A 14,224-nucleotide genomic window follows, 5' to 3' on the forward strand; every position below is an offset into this window, starting at 1 on the left:
GGAGTAAAACACCGGGTGGGGGCCCTTGGCTTCAGTGCTGCCCGGCGCCCCTCGCCGGGCATCGGCGCGTTCCGGGGCCGCCGGACCGCACGGACGCGCCCGTACCGCTCGGGTACGGGCGCGGGACGCCGGGCGCGAGCCGGGGGTGCTCAGGAGCGCGGGACGACCGCCACCGGGCTGTGCGCGTGATGCAGCAGACCGTGCACCACCGGGCCCACCCGGCTGCGGCCCCGCCCCACGACCACCAGCGCCGCGTCGGCCGCCGCCGCCAGCAGTACCGGTGAGGCGCTCCCCGCCACCGCCGTCTCGACCACCACCACCTGTGGATGGGCCGCCCGCCAGCGCGCCACGGCCGCCCCCACCGCCGTGTCGTGCTCCTCGCCCGCGTGCACGACCCGCAGCGGAACCCGGCGCCCGGCCGCCGCGGTGAACGCGAACTCCAGCAGCGCCTCGTCCGGCCGATCCAGATGCTTCAGCCCCACCACCACCTCGGCATCACCGCCGGGGTCGCCGTTTGCCGTACCGCCGGACGAGCGCACCACGACCACCGGGCACGCGGTGCTCCCCACGATGTGGCCGCTCACCGAGCCCAGCAGGAACCCGGCCAGCGGACTGAGCCCGCGCGAGCCGAGCACCAGCAGCTCCGAGTCGTGCGAGACGTCCAGCAGCGCCGTCCGCGGCCCGTCCGCCAGCGCCTCCAGGGACACGTTCAGCCGCGGGTGCCGCTCCAGCAGCGCCTCCTGCGCCTCGCGCAGCAGCCGCTGCGCCCGCCGCTGCTCGTCGCTGGCCCGGTCCACCACCGGCTCCAGGGGCGAGGCCAGGCCCCAGCCGTGCACCAGCCGCAGCCGCAGCCCGCGCCGTACCGCCTCTTCGGCGGCCCAGTGGGCGGCGGCCGAACCCTCCGCCGAGCCGTCCACCCCGGCCGTAACGGGAAGGAGGGTCATCACACACCTCCAGAGGGTGTTTTATGCACACATCACCTGATGTGGCCCATTATCCCTCGCGGGAGGACGGCCATGCCCGCGGCGCTGTGACCCACGGCACAGCGGGAGCCGAAATAACCGGGGAGGGCTTCCCCGTTTTGACTTCCGTATGTCCAAGCGGGGAGCCAGTCCCCACTTGCCCGATCACCCCGGCACCAGAAGGCGGCGACCATGACGAGCCAGTGCGCCACGGCGGCACGGACCCGGCCGCCCCGGCTGCGCGCGGACGCCGTGCGCAACCGGGAGCGGATCCTGGCCGCCGCGCGCGACGCCTTCGTCGCCGACGGCAAGGACGCCCCTCTGGACGACATCGCCCGGCAGGCCGGCGTCGGCAACGCCACCCTCTACCGGCACTTCCCCGACCGGGAATCGCTCCTCTACCACGTGGTGCTCTACGTCAACGACCGGATCACCGAGCGCGCACAGCGCGCCCTGGAAGAGGAGAGCGACCCCTTCGAGGCACTGCGCCGGACCGTCCTCGGCTCCACCGACGAGCGCATCGGCGCGCTCTGTCCCGTCATCGGCGTCAGCATCGACCCGGACGACCAGCGGCTGACCGCAAGCCGTGACCGCCTGCTCGACGTCTGCGGCCGGCTCGTGGAACGGGCCCAGCAGGCGGGCCAGCTGCGCCACGACGTGGGCGCGGGAGACCTGCTGATCGCCATCAGCCGGCTCACCCGCCCGCTGCCCGGCACCCGCTGCTCCGGCGGTGAAATCCTGGCCCGCCGCCATCTCCAGATCTTCCTGGACGGACTGCGTGCCCCGGCGCGCTCCGAGCTCCCGGGAACCGCCGCCCAGGTGGAAGACCTCGAAGACGAGTTCATCTGATCCACCCCGTCACGACACCACCGGACCCGGTGCGCCCAGCCGGGTCCTCTTTGCCCAGGTTTTACCGAGAATCACAACGTGAGGTAACTGCCCCATGCCACCGGAAGCATCCGTGAGCCCGGCCCCCGGCGCGCTCGATCCGCGCCGCTGGCGCATCCTGACCTTCATCGCCATAGCGCAGCTGATGGTCGTCCTGGACGCCACCATCGTCAACATCGCCCTGCCCTCCGCCCAGGAGGACCTCGCCCTGTCCGACGGCAACCGTCAGTGGGTCATCACCGCCTACGCCCTCGCCTTCGGCGGGCTGCTGCTCTTCGGCGGCCGCATCGCCGACCTGTGGGGCCGGCGCAACGCCTTCATCACCGGACTGGTCGGCTTCGCCCTGGCCTCCGCCCTCGGCGGCGCGGCACAGAACTCCGGCCTGCTGTTCGCCTCCCGCGCCCTCCAGGGCGTCTTCGCCGCCCTGCTGGCCCCGGCCGCCCTCTCCCTGCTCACGGTGATGTTCACCGAGGCCAAGGAACGCGCCAAGGCGTTCGGCATCTTCGGCGCCATCGCGGGCGCCGGCGGTGCCGTCGGCCTGCTGCTGGGCGGGGTGCTCACCGAGTACCTCGACTGGCGCTGGACCTTCTACGTCAACATCCCCTTCGCCATCGTCGCCATCGTCGGCGCGATCGCGCTGATCAAGGAGCCCGAGGGCTCCCGCAACCGCTCCCCGCTCGACCTGCCCGGTGTCCTCCTGGCCACCGGCGGCCTGGTCGCCCTGGTGTACGGCTTCAGCCGTGCCGAGGAAGCGGGCTGGGGCGACGGCGTGACCATCGGCATGTTCGTGGCCGCTGTCGTGCTGCTGACCTCGTTCGTGGCGGTCGAGGCACGGGTCGCGCACCCGCTGCTGCCGCTGCGCGTGGTGCTCGACCGCAACCGCGGCGGCGCGTACGCGGCCACCGGCATCGCGGTGATCGGGATGTTCGGCCTGTTCCTGTTCCTCACCTTCTACATGCAGCTGATCAAGGGCTACTCGCCGGTGGTCACCGGCGTCGCCTTCCTGCCGATGGTGGCGGGCATGATCACCGGCTCGACGCAGATCGCCACCCGGCTGATGCTGCGGGTGCCGCCGCGCCACCTGATGGTGCCCGGCTACCTCGTCGCCGCCGTCGGCATGCTGCTGCTGACCCAGATCGGGATGGACACCTCCTACCCGCTGCTGATCCTGCCCGCGATGGTGCTGATCGGCCTGGGCCTGGGCACCGCGATGATGCCGGCCATGCAGCTGGCCACCGGCGGGGTGCAGCCGGCCGACGCCGGGATCGCCTCCGCCATGGTCAACACCTCGCAGCAGGTCGGCGGTGCCATCGGCACGGCGCTGCTCAACACCATCGCCGCCTCCGCCACCACCTCCTACCTCGCGGCGCGTACCCAGGTGGGCATGAGCGAGCAGGCCCAGGGGCTGCTGGCACTGGAGGGCCAGGTGCACGGGTTCAGCCGGGGCATCTGGTGGGCGTTCGGCATCCTGCTGCTGTCCGCGACCATCGCCGGTGTGCTCATCAACGGCAAGGGCGCCTCGGCCGCGCGGGGCCAGGACGCCGCCGGTGAGGGCCGGGAGGGTGAGCCGGTTCCGGTGCTGGCGCACTGACCGGCGGACACCTCCCGTTCGTACGGACCCCCGTAGCCATCGTGGCCACGGGGGTCCGTTCGTTTCCGGATCTGTTTACTTTCCGGCAGTGCGCACGTAATCTGACGCCGAAACCACATGTTCGGGCGTAGAACGGACGCAAACACAGATGTACGCACCGGAGAGGCAGCAGGCCATCCTCCACCTCGCCCGCGAACGCGGCCGGGTCGAGGTCCTCGCGCTCGCCGACGAGTTCCAGGTCACCGCCGAAACCATCCGCCGCGACCTCAACGCCCTCGGCCGCGCCGGACTCCTGCGCCGCGTGCACGGCGGCGCCATCCCCGTCGGCCGCCTCGACTTCGAACCCGACCTCAGCGAACGCGAGAGCACCGCCGTCGGCGAGAAGGAACGCATCGCCGCCGCGGCCCTGGACCACCTGCCCCAGGACGGCAGCATCATCCTCGACGCCGGCACCACCACCGCCGCCCTCGCCGCAGCCCTCCCCCCGGACGCCGCCCTCACCGTCGTCACCCACGGCCTGCCGCTCGCCACCCGCCTCGCCGACCACCCCGGCATCGAACTCCACATCGTCGGCGGCCGCGTCCGGCACCGCACCCGCGCCGCCGTCGACGCCTGGGCGCTGCGCGCCTACGGCGAGATCACCGCCGACGTCCTCTTCCTCGCCACCAACGGCTTCGGCACCGACTCCGGACTCACCACCGTCGACCTCGCCGAAGCCGCCGTCAAACGCGCCCAGATCTCCGCCGCCCGCCGCGTCGTCCTCCTCGCCGACTCCCGCAAGTACGGCGAAGACCACTTCGCCCGGTTCGGCACCCTGGAACAGGTCGACCTGCTCATCACCGACACCGGCCTCGGCGACGACGCCGCACGCGCCATCGAGGACAAGGGAACGGAGGTCGTCCGCGCATGATCCTCACCATCACCCCCAACCCCAGCCTGGACCGCACCTACGAGATCCCCGCCCTGGAACGCGGCGCCGTACTGCGCGCCGGCACCGATCGCGTCGACCCCGGCGGCAAAGGCGTCAACGTCTCCCGCGCCGTCGCCGCCGCGGGCGTCCCCACCACCGCCGTCCTGCCACTCGGCGGCGCCGAGGGCGCGCTCCTCGCCGACCTGCTCACCGGACTCGGCGTCGACGTCATCGGCGTCCCCGTGGCCGGCTCCACCCGCGTCAACGTCTCCATCGCCGAACCCGACGGAACCCTCACCAAACTCAACGCCGCCGGCCCCCGGCTGACCGCCGCCGAGACCGAGACCCTGCTGGAAACCGCCCGCCGGCACGCCGGCCGAGCACGCTGGACCGTGTGCTGCGGCAGCCTCCCCGGCGGAGTCGGCAGCCACTGGTACGCCGACCTCGTCGCCCGCACCCACCGGGCCGGCGCCCGCATCGCCCTCGACACCTCGGGACCCGCGCTGCTGGCCGCACTGCGCGAACACCCCGACGTGATCAAGCCCAACGCCGAGGAACTCGCCGAAGCCGTCGGCCGCCCCCTGACCACCGTCGGCGACGCCGTCAAGGCCGCCGGCGAACTGCGCGCCGCCGGCGCCCGCGCCGTCCTCGCCAGCCTCGGCGCCACCGGACAACTGCTCGTCGACGACAGCGGCACCCACTTCGGCAGCGCCCACGTCACCGCCGTCCGCAGCGACGTCGGCGCCGGGGACGCCTCACTCGCCGGCTTCCTCACCGCCGGCGGCACCGGCCCCGCCGCCCTGGCCGCCGCACTGGCCCACGGCGCCGCCGCCGTACAACTCCCGGGCTCTGTCATGCCCACCCCCGACGACCTGCGACCGGAGACGGTGACCGTCACCACCGACGTACCGCTGGACCGCCCCCTCGATGGAGCCACGAGATGAACACTCCCCTGATCACCGCTGATTTGGTGGACCTCGACCTGACCGCCGGCACCAAGGACGAAGCGGCCCGGGCCCTGGCCCGCCGCATGGTCGCCGCCGGACGCGTCACCGACCTGGACGGCTTCCTCGCCGACGTCGCCGCCCGCGAGGCCCAGATGCCCACCGGGCTCGAAGGCGGCATCGGCATACCCCACTGCCGCAGCACACACGTCACCCGGCCCACGCTCGCCTTCGGACGCAGCGCGCGGGGCATCGACTTCGGAGCGGCCGACGGCCCCGCGACCCTCGTCTTCCTCATCGCCGCCCCGGCCGGCGCCGACCAGGACCACCTCAGCATCCTGTCCGCGCTGGCCCGCGACCTGATGCGGGCGGAGTTCACCGACGCGCTGCGCGCCGAGACCTCGGCGGCGCGGGCGGCGGCCCTGATCCGGGGCGAGGACCCGCAGGCCGAGGCCACCGACGCCGACGCCGACACCACGGACGAGGCGCCGGGGGAGTCGCACGAGACCGGCGGGACGGCGGACGACGCGGCGGACAGCGGCACCGACAGGGACGGGGCGGAACCGTTCCGGATCGTCGCCGTCACCTCCTGCCCCACCGGCATCGCCCACACCTACATGGCCGCCGAGTCACTCGAACGGGCCGCCCAGGCCGAAGGCGTACGGATCCACGTCGAGACCCAGGGCTCCGCCGGCTTCGAACGCCTGGACCCCGCCGTCATCGCCGCCGCCGACGCCGTGATCTTCGCCCACGACGTGGAGGTACGGGAACGGGACCGGTTCGCCGGCAAACCCACCGTCGACGTCGGGGTCAAGGCAGGCATCAACCGCCCCGCCGAACTCATCGCCGAGGCCCGACGGCGCGCCGCCGAGACCCCCGCCGGCGCCCCCACCACGGCCCCCATGGACCGGACCGGCGAATCCGCCGACAACGGCGACGGCTTCGGCACCCGGCTGCGCACGTGGCTGATGACCGGCGTCAGCTACATGGTGCCGTTCGTCGCCGCAGGCGGTCTGATGATCGCCCTCGGCTTCGCGCTCGGCGGCTACGAGATCAGCGACGCCCCCTCCGTCGCCGACCACTTCGTCTGGACCGAGGCCCACAGCTGGGCGGCCCTGCTCTTCCAGATCGGCGGCGCCGCCTTCGGCTTCCTCATCCCCGTACTCGCCGGCTACATCGCCTACGGCATGGCCGACCGGCCAGGACTCGTCCCCGGCTTCGTCGGCGGCGCGATCGCCATCACCATCGACGCCGGATTCCTCGGCGGCCTGGCCGCCGGCCTCGTCGCGGGCGCGGTGGTGAGAGCCATCCAGCGGGTCAACGTACCCGCCCCGTTGCGCGGCATCATGCCCGTGGTCGTCATCCCGCTCCTCTCGTCGGCGATCGTCGGCTTCCTGATGTTCATCGTCATCGGCAAGCCCATCGCCTCCGCCCAGTCCGGCCTCACCGACTGGCTGGAAGGACTCAGCGGCAGCAACGCCGTCCTGCTGGGCGTGCTGCTCGGCCTGATGATGTGCTTCGACCTCGGCGGCCCGGTCAACAAGGTGGCCTACGCCTTCGCCACCGGCGGCATCGCCGTCGCCGACCCCAGCGAAACCAGCCTGAAGATCATGGCCACCGTGATGGCGGCCGGCATGGTCCCGCCGCTGGCCATGGCGCTGGCCACCACCGTGCGCGGCAAACTCTTCACCAAGACGGAGAAGGAGAACGGCAAGGCCGCCTGGGTGCTGGGCGCCTCGTTCATCTCCGAGGGCGCCATCCCGTTCGCCGCCGCCGACCCGCTGCGGGTCATCCCGTCCGCGATGGCGGGCGGCGCGGTCACCGGCGCGCTCACCATGGCCTTCGACAACACGCTGCGGGCGCCGCACGGCGGGGTGTTCGTCGTCCCGCTGATCGGCAGCCCGTTCCTGTACCTGATCGCGATCGCGGCGGGCACGGCCGTCAGCACCGCCCTGGTCATCCTCCTCAAGAGCCGCCGCGGCACGAAGCCCGCGGCGGCGCCGGAAGCGGCCGGTACGACGGCGCCCGGGGCGGCCGCCGCGGCCCCGGTCCCGGCGTGAGCGACCCGGAGCCGGTCAGCGGTGGATGATCCGCCGCACCAGCTCCGGGACCCACTCGACGTACTCGACCTCCGCCCCGTCCGCGTGCCGCGCGTACAGGAAGCGCCCGGTGGGCGAGGGGGCGACGGGCGTGGTGATGGTCGCCCCCGCTCCGGCGAGGGCGGCCATCACCTCATCCAGGTCATCGACGACCACCGTGGCCGAGGCGTGCGCGTACTTCGCCCGCTCGCCCGGCGGACCGGCGATCACCAGCAGGTCGCCGATGGCGGCCAGCTCGACGGACTCGAAGCCGACCCGCAGGTCGGGGGCGGCGCCGGTCAGCCGCTCCAGCAGCGGGAGGGCCTGATCGAGGCTGTCGGACCACAGCCGGGCGTACGTCTTCAGAATGGCCATGCGGGTGCTCCCTGACGGGTGAGGTTTCCTAACGTTCCTCGGTAACCGTAGGGAAGTAAGCTCTGACCTGGAAGAACGCACTTTTCCGTGAGAAGGTCACCCGATGGAAACCGCCTCCGGCCCGGCCGAGAGCCCCGACCCGGTGCCCGCCCTGGCACGGGAGATCTTCACCGGCGTGGCCGGCAAGTGGGCGCTGCTCATCCTGGAGACGCTCGCCGACCGGACGCTGCGGTTCAGCGAACTCAAGCGTCAGGTCCCGGGCATCAGCCACAAGATGCTCGCCCAGACGCTGCGCGCGCTGGAACGCGACGCGGTGGTGCACCGCACCGTCCACCCCACCGTGCCGCCGAGTGTCGAGTACCGGCTCACCGAGGCGGGGCGCGAACTGCGCGGGACGGTCTTCGGCCTGTGCGCCTGGACCCGCCGCCACTACGCGGAGATCGAGGCCGCGCGCCGCCGCTCCGGGTGAGGCGGTGCGTCAGGCGGCGCCGGTGGCCTCCGCCGCGGCCCGCACCGTGTGCTGGAGCAGCAGCGCCGTGGTCACCGGGCCGACCCCGCCGGGCACCGGAGTGAGCGCCGCGGCCCGCCCGTCGACGGAAGCGGCGTCGATGTCGCCGGTGAGCCCGCCGTCCGGGGTGGGGTTGGTGCCGACATCGACCAGGATCACGCCGGGGCGGATGTGGTCGGCGGTGATCAGCCCGGGACGGCCGGCCGCCGCCACGACGATGTCGGCGGCGCCGGTGAGCGCGGCCAGGTCCTGGGTACGGGAGTGGGCGACGGTGACCGTCGCGTCCCGGTCCAGGAGCAGCAGAGCGGCCGGCTTGCCGACGACGGTGGAACGGCCGACGACGGCGACATGACGGCCCGCCACCTCGATCCCGTGGGCGTCGAGAACGGCGACGACCGCCTCGGCGGTGGCGGGGGCGAAGGCGGGCAGCCCGGCCGCGAGCCGGCCCAGGGAGAGCGGGTTGGCGCCGTCCACGTCCTTGGCGACCGCGATCTCGGCGGCCAGCTCCTGGGCGTTGGCCCCGGGCGGGAGCGGGGTCTGCAGGATGACGCCGTGGGTGGCGTGGTCGGCGCTGAGCCCGGCCAGCCGGGCGCCGATGTCGGCGGGCGTGGCCCGCGGGCCGAGGTCGGCGATGTCGCAGTGGATGCCGCACTTCTCGGCGGCCCGGGCGATGGACCGGACGTACCAGGCGCTGGACTCGTCGGCGGTCGCCGTGACGACGGCGAGGCGGGGCGGCGTACCGGACGCGGCGAGGCGGGCCGCCTCCGCCGCCGTACGTTCCCGCAGGCGGGCGGCGTACTCGCGGCCGGACAACAGGTCGGTCACGGGGCGATCTCCAGGCGTACGGCGTCGGTGAGCCGGGCGGCGCGGTCGGCGATGTCGTCGACGGCGGCGATGACCGCGGTCAGTTCGGCGCGCAGGGCTTCGTCCCTGATCCCGCCGAGGTTGATCTCGACATTGATCCGGGCGGTGGTGGCGGCGGCCCGGGCCGCCTCGGTGGCGGCGGCGATGTCGGTGATGACGTTGCGGTTGCCGATGGGCAGCAGCTCGGTGGCGAGTTCGACGACGGCCCTGGCCAGCCCGACCACCTCGGCCGGCGGCCGGGCGGCACCGGCGAGAGCATGGGCGACCGCGTCGGCCCGCTCACCCTTGGGCAGCCGGTACGCGTCGATGACGGCGGTGAACGCGGCGGCGTCCTCCTCCCCGACCCGAAGGGCGGCGGAGCGCACCGTATCCGTCCGCGCGATGATCCGCTCGACGGCGTCGCGGTGTTCGGCGTACTTCTCACCGGTGGTGTAGCGGGCCACCATGCCGAGCAGGGCGGCCCCCTGCGCGGCATGCAAGGCGGCGGCGGCACCCCCGCCGGGCGCGGGCACCCGGTCGGCGAGCTGGGACAGATACTCGGAGATCGTCTGATCGCGCACGCTGTGTCCTGAAGTTGAACGCGGAAATCACATCGGCCAAAGAACCCACCCGAACCCTACGGCGAACCCCGCTCGTGCGTGGTGTCGATGGAGGCACGCAGGCGCGTCGGGCGCTCGGCCGTGCCGGCCGACTCGCTCCTGCCGGTCATTCTGGCGGCCACTGGCCGGGAGGGGCCGGGGTTTGTCCCCGCCCCTGCGGCTCCGTCAGTTCTCGTACAGCTCGCGGTAAGCGGGGTAGCGGCCGCCCGGGGTGTCGCTTCCCGTGGCCGCGCGGATGCCCTTGACGATGGCGCGGGTGAGGACGTCGGCGCCGGCGCTGAGAAGTTCGGAGAGGATCAGCGCGCCCTCGATGGGCGTCTCGGGGTCGGGTGGGGTGCCGTCGGGGTGGGTGAGGGGGCGGGTGGCCGTGGCGAGGGTGAAGACGGTGTCGCCGTCGGTCATGAGGTGGACGGGGCGGATGGCCCGGGCCAGTCCGTCGTGCGCGGTGCCGGCGAGTTTCTGGGCCTGGGCGGGGGACAGGCGGGCGTCGGTGGCGATCACGGCGAGGGTGGTGTTCAGCGGGGGCCGGGCGGCGGTGGGGGAGTGGCCGGTGTTGGTGCGGTGGGCCTCGGCGAGCAGACGGCGGGCCCGCGCGTGCTGGGCCGGGGCAGGCAGCGGGTGGCCGGGGTCATCGGCGTAGAACGCGCCGGTGTCGGGGTCGATCGGCGAGCCGGCCGCGTTGACCGCGGCCAGCGCGGCGACGGTGATGCCGTTCGGCAGCACGGCGCTGGCCGTCCCGATCCCTCCCTTGAGCTTGAACCACGCCCCCGGGGGCCCTCCCCCCTCCCCCTCCAGCCGCCCCGGTCCCGCTCCGGTGGTGGCTCCGGTGCCCGCGCCGACCGTGCCCATGGCGACGGGCACGCCGGGGCCGGCCTCCTGGGATGCGGCGTGCTCGACGGCGGCGCGGCCCAGGGCCGCGTCCGGGCGGGCGCGCCAGTCGCCGCCGCGGCCCAGGTCGAACAGCACCGCCGCCGGGACGATCGGCACGACCTGACCGGCCTCCGGGCCGATCCGGAAACCCCGGCCGTGCTCCTCCAGCCAGCCGACCACTCCGGACGCGGCGTCCAGTCCGAAGGCGCTGCCGCCCGTCAGCACGACGGCGTCCACCCGTTCCACGAGATTCCGCGGGTCCAGGACATCGGTCTCCCGGGTGCCGGGGCCGCCACCCCGGACATCCACCGCGCCCACCGCGCCGCCCTCCGGGGCCAGCACCACCGTCACACCCGTCAGCCAGCCGTCCCCGACCCGCTGGGCATGACCGACCCGGATACCGGGTACGTCTGTCAGAGCGTCAGCGGGCCCCGTAGGCCACTCCGGATTACTCATATGAGCAGCATTACCACGCTCCGCAGTGAGTGGGCCAGGCGTACAGCGGTCGTTTAGCCGACGTCAATCGCCTCCCGTCAGGCTGCCGTCATGATGGTGGATCAACATGGCCCGGTCGACGTGCTCAACCACACCCAGCTCCTCGAACAGGGTGAGCGGGCGGCTGTGGCGCTGGCGAAGCTCGGCGTGCGCCCCGGGGACCGGGTCGCCGTCCTGCTCCCCATGTCCCTGGAGTCGGTGGTGGTGACCCTCGCCTGTATCAGGCTCGAGGCCCTGCGTCTGACGCTCCCGGTCGGGGACCACCTGGGCTTCATCCGCCATCGCATCCGCACCTCGGGCGCCAGGGTGGTGATAACCGCCGGGAGCTGTTCCGTCGACGGCACCGTCCGGGACGTCAAGTCCGGATTGGACCGCGCCTTATGGGCCTGTCCCGACGTCCACTCCGTCCTGGTGGTGCAGCAGCTGGCCAGGCCCGTGCCCTGGACCCCCGGGCGGGATGTGTGGTGGCACGAGGCGCTCGACGCCGGACCGGTCCCGGGCGGACCGTACGCTGGAGTCATGAGCAGCACCCCCGAAAAGCCCGTCGCCCCGTCGTCGTCCCGGCCGGCGCCGGCGGCCGTGCCCGCGGCGCTGATCTTCGACGACCCGCTGGAGCGCCGTTCCGCCGATGACACCGATCAGGGCTGGGGCGACCGTCCCGCCGAGGACGGCACGCCGGGCGATCTGATCCGGTTCCTGAACGAGAAGCCTCCGCACCACCTGTGAGGCCGTGCGCCCGGTAAGGGGCGTGGGTCAGTCGTCGAGGCGGGCGGTGTCCAGGGCTTCGGTGAGGCGGTTCAGCCGCTCCCGCAGCTCGGCCACCTCTGTCAGCGACAGGCCGGTGGCCGTGGCGATCCGCTGCGGGACCCGCAGCGCGGGTTCCCGCAGGGCGGTGCCCCGCTCGGTGAGGCGCACGGTCACCGAGCGCTCGTCCTCGGCGCTGCGCTCGCGGTGTACCAGGCCGGCCGCGTCCAGCCGCTTGAGCAGCGGGGACAGGGTGCCCGATTCCAGGCGCAGCAGTTCGCCGATCCGTTTCACGGGCAGTTCGCCGTGCTCCCACAGCACGAGCATCACCAGATACTGCGGGTAGGTCAGCCCCAGGTCCTTGAGCACCACCCGGTAGACGCTTCCGAACGCGCGCGATGCCGCGTGCAGGGAGAAGCAGATCTGGTGGTGCAGCCGCAGGACGTCCTCCCCCGGTGGTGGCTGCGGCGGGCCGGGTGAGGGGGTGGTGGGCTCGGTGCTCATGGTCACCACGATACCGGGGGTTCCTTGTCCGCGTTTTAGTTGTGCACAACTTAGTTGTGTGCTTAGGTTGAGGAGTCAGGAGAGCCGGCCATCGGCGAAGTGGATGAGGGAGACCGTCATGGAACCGCTGTACACCGCGATCGCGACCGCCAACGGACGTGAGGGGCGGGCCGTCAGCTCCGACGGTCAGCTCGACCTCACCCTCGCCCCGCCGCCCGCGCTCGGCGGCAGTGGCAAGGGCACCAACCCCGAGCAGCTGTTCGCGGCCGGTTACGCCGCCTGCTTCGCCAGCGCGCTGGGCGCGGTGGGGCGCCAGGAGAAGATCGACACCAGCGAGGTGTCCGTCACCGCCGAGGTCGGTATCGGCAAGGACGGCGTGGGATTCGGTCTCGCGGTGACGCTGCGTGTCGAACTGCCGGACGCGCTCGCGGGTGAGACCGGGGAGAAGCTGGTGGCCCAGGCGCACCAGGTGTGCCCGTACTCCCGGGCCACCCGGGGCAACATCGACGTGCGGCTCGTCGTCGAGTAGGAGGCGGCGGCGGGGGAGGCCGCCCGCCGTCAGCGGTTGCCGGAACCGGAGCCCGATGCCGTGTCGGTATCCGCGCCGGTGTCCTCCCCGCTCGCGCCGTTCGGGGCGCCGCGCTGGCCGACCAGTGCCGGCGCCCCTTCCGTGCCCGCTTCCGTGCCCGCCGCACGCTGGGCGATCAGCTCGTCGCGGATCTCGATGAGGATCTCCAGCTCGGTCTTGGAGACCGGCTCCTCGTGCAGCCCCGCCTTCGCGGCCCGGCGGGCGTTGAAGCGGTTCATCGGCATGATCATCAGGAAGTAGACGACGGCGGCCGTCATCAGGAAGGTCAGCGAGGCGGTCAGCACCGAGCCCCAGCGGATCGCCGCTCCACCCGCCGCGTCGCAGTCCCCCGTCAGGCACAGCTCGTACTTGTCGAGATCCTGCGTCCCGAAGGCGCCGATCATCGGGTTGATGACGCCCTCGACCACCGACGTCACAATTCCGGTGAACGCGGCGCCGACGACGACCGCCACCGCCAGCTCGATGACATTCCCGCGCATCAGGAATTCTTTGAATCCGCTCAGGATTCCCTTGGTCTCGCTCACTGCACTGTCCTTCTGGAATGTGATCCGCGTCGGACCCCGCACGGTGCACCACAATGGCATTCCGTGTCCAATCGGTTCGAACTACCATCGGGATACCGCCAGTTGTGCTCCGGATGCCGCACCCGCCAGCTCGGCCGCCGTGGCGGGGGAGACCGAGAGAATCAGCAGCGCGCCACGCTCACCGGAAAACCCCGCCTCACCTGCCGCCTGCTCGACCGGAACCTCGGTGACCTCCGCCCGGTGGGCGACCACCCGGGCCGGGTCCGCCGAACCGGGATCGGCGGCCAGGACATCCACCTCGTCGCCGGGCGCCAGCAGCCGGACCACCTGCGCGTCGGCGATCCGGACCGCAGCCGAGACCCGCTCGGCGGCCGGTGGCGCCTTCGTCGCGGCCGGCGGGCCCTCGCGGGCGTCGGCGACCGTCACCGTCACTGGCTCCCTCCCCGGGGCCGGCGCGTCGCCGGGCAGAGCCATCGCCAGCACGGCAGCCGCCACCGCGAGGCCCGCCGCCCCGCCACGGGCCCGGCCCCGTACCAGCTGCCGCAGCCCGAACCGCCGAACGCGCGGGCGCAGCGGCGCGAAGGCCGGCACCACGGGACGGGCGGAGCCGGAGCCGTGGCCGGAGTCGGACCCGGAGACAGATCCGGAGATGGAGACCGGAGAAGGCGGAGCAGCGGAAGTGGAGGGGGCGGGGGAATCGCGTGGGGGTGTTGTGGTCGCTGTCATGCGGCCACTGTGTCCCGCGGCGCGAGACCTCGCCGCAGGCTGGGGAAAACTCC

16 protein-coding genes are annotated in these 14,224 nt (G+C 73.1%); 8 read left to right on the forward strand and 8 right to left on the reverse strand.

All coding sequences use genetic code 11. The features are described 5' to 3' along the window. Window positions 1–149: 149 nt before the first annotated feature. Window positions 150–944 carry a universal stress protein gene (locus tag H7827_RS18305; protein WP_432746562.1) on the reverse strand — a complete coding sequence of 265 codons (795 nt, stop codon included), beginning with the start codon at window positions 942–944 and terminating at the stop codon, window positions 150–152. A gap of 210 nt (window positions 945–1,154) precedes the next feature. On the opposite strand from H7827_RS18305, the gene H7827_RS18310 reads away from it, so the two are divergent. The 5 genes from H7827_RS18310 (at window position 1,155) to H7827_RS18330 (ending at window position 7,355) form a co-directional block, all read left to right on the forward strand. Further along, window positions 1,155–1,811 carry a TetR/AcrR family transcriptional regulator gene (locus H7827_RS18310; RefSeq protein WP_432746564.1) on the forward strand — a complete coding sequence of 219 codons (657 nt, stop codon included), beginning with the start codon at window positions 1,155–1,157 and terminating at the stop codon, window positions 1,809–1,811. A 94-nt stretch (window positions 1,812–1,905) separates the two neighbouring features. After that, the gene (locus H7827_RS18315; RefSeq protein WP_432746566.1) at window positions 1,906–3,441 is read left to right on the forward strand and encodes an MFS transporter; all 1,536 of its coding nucleotides are present in this window, start codon (window positions 1,906–1,908) and stop codon (window positions 3,439–3,441) included. Between the two features lie 148 nt (window positions 3,442–3,589). After that, a complete protein-coding gene (locus H7827_RS18320; protein WP_432746568.1) occupies window positions 3,590–4,351 on the forward strand; it encodes a DeoR/GlpR family DNA-binding transcription regulator in 762 nt (253 codons plus the stop codon). After that, window positions 4,348–5,295, forward strand: a complete 948-nt coding sequence (pfkB, locus tag H7827_RS18325; RefSeq protein WP_432746570.1) for a 1-phosphofructokinase — start codon at window positions 4,348–4,350, stop codon at window positions 5,293–5,295. Before H7827_RS18320 ends, pfkB begins: the two co-directional genes overlap by 4 nt. Next, the gene (locus H7827_RS18330) at window positions 5,292–7,355 is read left to right on the forward strand and encodes a PTS fructose transporter subunit IIABC (RefSeq protein WP_432746572.1); all 2,064 of its coding nucleotides are present in this window, start codon (window positions 5,292–5,294) and stop codon (window positions 7,353–7,355) included. Before pfkB ends, H7827_RS18330 begins: the two co-directional genes overlap by 4 nt. Window positions 7,356–7,370: 15 nt before the next feature. Here H7827_RS18330 and H7827_RS18335 read toward each other — a convergent pair whose 3' ends face one another. Continuing rightward, window positions 7,371–7,748, reverse strand: a complete 378-nt coding sequence (locus tag H7827_RS18335; RefSeq protein ID WP_386539790.1) for a VOC family protein — start codon at window positions 7,746–7,748, stop codon at window positions 7,371–7,373. 103 nt (window positions 7,749–7,851) lie between these two features. Here H7827_RS18335 and H7827_RS18340 point away from each other — a divergent pair, with 103 nt between their 5' ends. After that, window positions 7,852–8,217, forward strand: a complete 366-nt coding sequence (locus tag H7827_RS18340; RefSeq protein WP_432746574.1) for a winged helix-turn-helix transcriptional regulator — start codon at window positions 7,852–7,854, stop codon at window positions 8,215–8,217. Window positions 8,218–8,226: 9 nt separating this feature from the next. Here the strand turns inward: H7827_RS18340 and H7827_RS18345 are convergent, their stop codons facing one another. The 3 genes from H7827_RS18345 to H7827_RS18355 form a co-directional block, all read right to left on the reverse strand. Beyond that, a complete protein-coding gene (locus tag H7827_RS18345) occupies window positions 8,227–9,081 on the reverse strand; it encodes a bifunctional 5,10-methylenetetrahydrofolate dehydrogenase/5,10-methenyltetrahydrofolate cyclohydrolase (protein WP_432746576.1) in 855 nt (284 codons plus the stop codon). Then, window positions 9,078–9,680 carry a cyclodeaminase/cyclohydrolase family protein gene (locus H7827_RS18350; protein ID WP_386539787.1) on the reverse strand — a complete coding sequence of 201 codons (603 nt, stop codon included), beginning with the start codon at window positions 9,678–9,680 and terminating at the stop codon, window positions 9,078–9,080. The genes H7827_RS18345 and H7827_RS18350 overlap by 4 nt, the downstream gene beginning before the upstream one ends. A 204-nt stretch (window positions 9,681–9,884) precedes the next feature. After that, on the reverse strand, window positions 9,885–11,045 hold the full coding sequence (locus tag H7827_RS18355) for a P1 family peptidase (RefSeq protein ID WP_432746578.1): 1,161 nt from the start codon (window positions 11,043–11,045) through the stop codon (window positions 9,885–9,887). Window positions 11,046–11,135: 90 nt separating this feature from the next. Between H7827_RS18355 and H7827_RS18360 the strand changes: the two genes are divergently transcribed. After that, window positions 11,136–11,810, forward strand: a complete 675-nt coding sequence (locus H7827_RS18360; protein WP_432746580.1) for an AMP-binding protein — start codon at window positions 11,136–11,138, stop codon at window positions 11,808–11,810. Between the two features lie 27 nt (window positions 11,811–11,837). Here H7827_RS18360 and H7827_RS18365 read toward each other — a convergent pair whose 3' ends face one another. Beyond that, window positions 11,838–12,332 (reverse strand): MarR family winged helix-turn-helix transcriptional regulator, encoded by a 495-nt coding sequence (locus H7827_RS18365; RefSeq protein WP_432746582.1) that lies wholly within the window; start codon window positions 12,330–12,332, stop codon window positions 11,838–11,840. A 118-nt stretch (window positions 12,333–12,450) separates the two neighbouring features. Between H7827_RS18365 and H7827_RS18370 the strand changes: the two genes are divergently transcribed. Further along, window positions 12,451–12,861: an organic hydroperoxide resistance protein gene (locus H7827_RS18370; RefSeq protein WP_030736113.1), complete on the forward strand. Its 411-nt coding sequence runs from the start codon at window positions 12,451–12,453 to the stop codon at window positions 12,859–12,861. Window positions 12,862–12,890: 29 nt separating this feature from the next. On the opposite strand, the gene mscL is transcribed toward H7827_RS18370, so the two are convergent. Together mscL and H7827_RS18380 are read right to left on the reverse strand one after the other, a co-directional pair. Next, window positions 12,891–13,445, reverse strand: a complete 555-nt coding sequence (mscL, locus tag H7827_RS18375; RefSeq protein ID WP_432746585.1) for a large conductance mechanosensitive channel protein MscL — start codon at window positions 13,443–13,445, stop codon at window positions 12,891–12,893. A gap of 81 nt (window positions 13,446–13,526) precedes the next feature. Continuing rightward, window positions 13,527–14,171, reverse strand: coding sequence for a hypothetical protein (locus tag H7827_RS18380; RefSeq protein WP_432746587.1), 645 nt, complete (start codon window positions 14,169–14,171; stop codon window positions 13,527–13,529). Window positions 14,172–14,224: the final 53 nt, after the last annotated feature.

It is taken from the genome of Streptomyces sp. JH002 (genome assembly GCF_050916115.1).
Lineage (GTDB): Bacteria > Actinomycetota > Actinomycetes > Streptomycetales > Streptomycetaceae > Streptomyces > Streptomyces xiamenensis.

Bases quoted from the DNA above. Each gene is read 5' to 3' on its own strand.
- H7827_RS18305 (WP_432746562.1), bottom strand. From the start codon at position 944: ATGACCCTCCTTCCCGTTACGGCCGGGGTGGACGGCTCGGCGGAGGGT.
- H7827_RS18310 (WP_432746564.1), top strand. From the start codon at position 1,155: ATGACGAGCCAGTGCGCCACGGCGGCACGGACCCGGCCGCCCCGGCTG.
- H7827_RS18315 (WP_432746566.1), top strand. From the start codon at position 1,906: ATGCCACCGGAAGCATCCGTGAGCCCGGCCCCCGGCGCGCTCGATCCG.
- H7827_RS18320 (WP_432746568.1), top strand. From the start codon at position 3,590: ATGTACGCACCGGAGAGGCAGCAGGCCATCCTCCACCTCGCCCGCGAA.
- pfkB (WP_432746570.1), top strand. From the start codon at position 4,348: ATGATCCTCACCATCACCCCCAACCCCAGCCTGGACCGCACCTACGAG.
- H7827_RS18330 (WP_432746572.1), top strand. From the start codon at position 5,292: ATGAACACTCCCCTGATCACCGCTGATTTGGTGGACCTCGACCTGACC.
- H7827_RS18335 (WP_386539790.1), bottom strand. From the start codon at position 7,748: ATGGCCATTCTGAAGACGTACGCCCGGCTGTGGTCCGACAGCCTCGAT.
- H7827_RS18340 (WP_432746574.1), top strand. From the start codon at position 7,852: ATGGAAACCGCCTCCGGCCCGGCCGAGAGCCCCGACCCGGTGCCCGCC.
- H7827_RS18355 (WP_432746578.1), bottom strand. From the start codon at position 11,045: ATGAGTAATCCGGAGTGGCCTACGGGGCCCGCTGACGCTCTGACAGAC.
- H7827_RS18360 (WP_432746580.1), top strand. From the start codon at position 11,136: ATGATGGTGGATCAACATGGCCCGGTCGACGTGCTCAACCACACCCAG.
- H7827_RS18365 (WP_432746582.1), bottom strand. From the start codon at position 12,332: ATGAGCACCGAGCCCACCACCCCCTCACCCGGCCCGCCGCAGCCACCA.
- H7827_RS18370 (WP_030736113.1), top strand. From the start codon at position 12,451: ATGGAACCGCTGTACACCGCGATCGCGACCGCCAACGGACGTGAGGGG.
- H7827_RS18380 (WP_432746587.1), bottom strand. From the start codon at position 14,171: ATGACAGCGACCACAACACCCCCACGCGATTCCCCCGCCCCCTCCACT.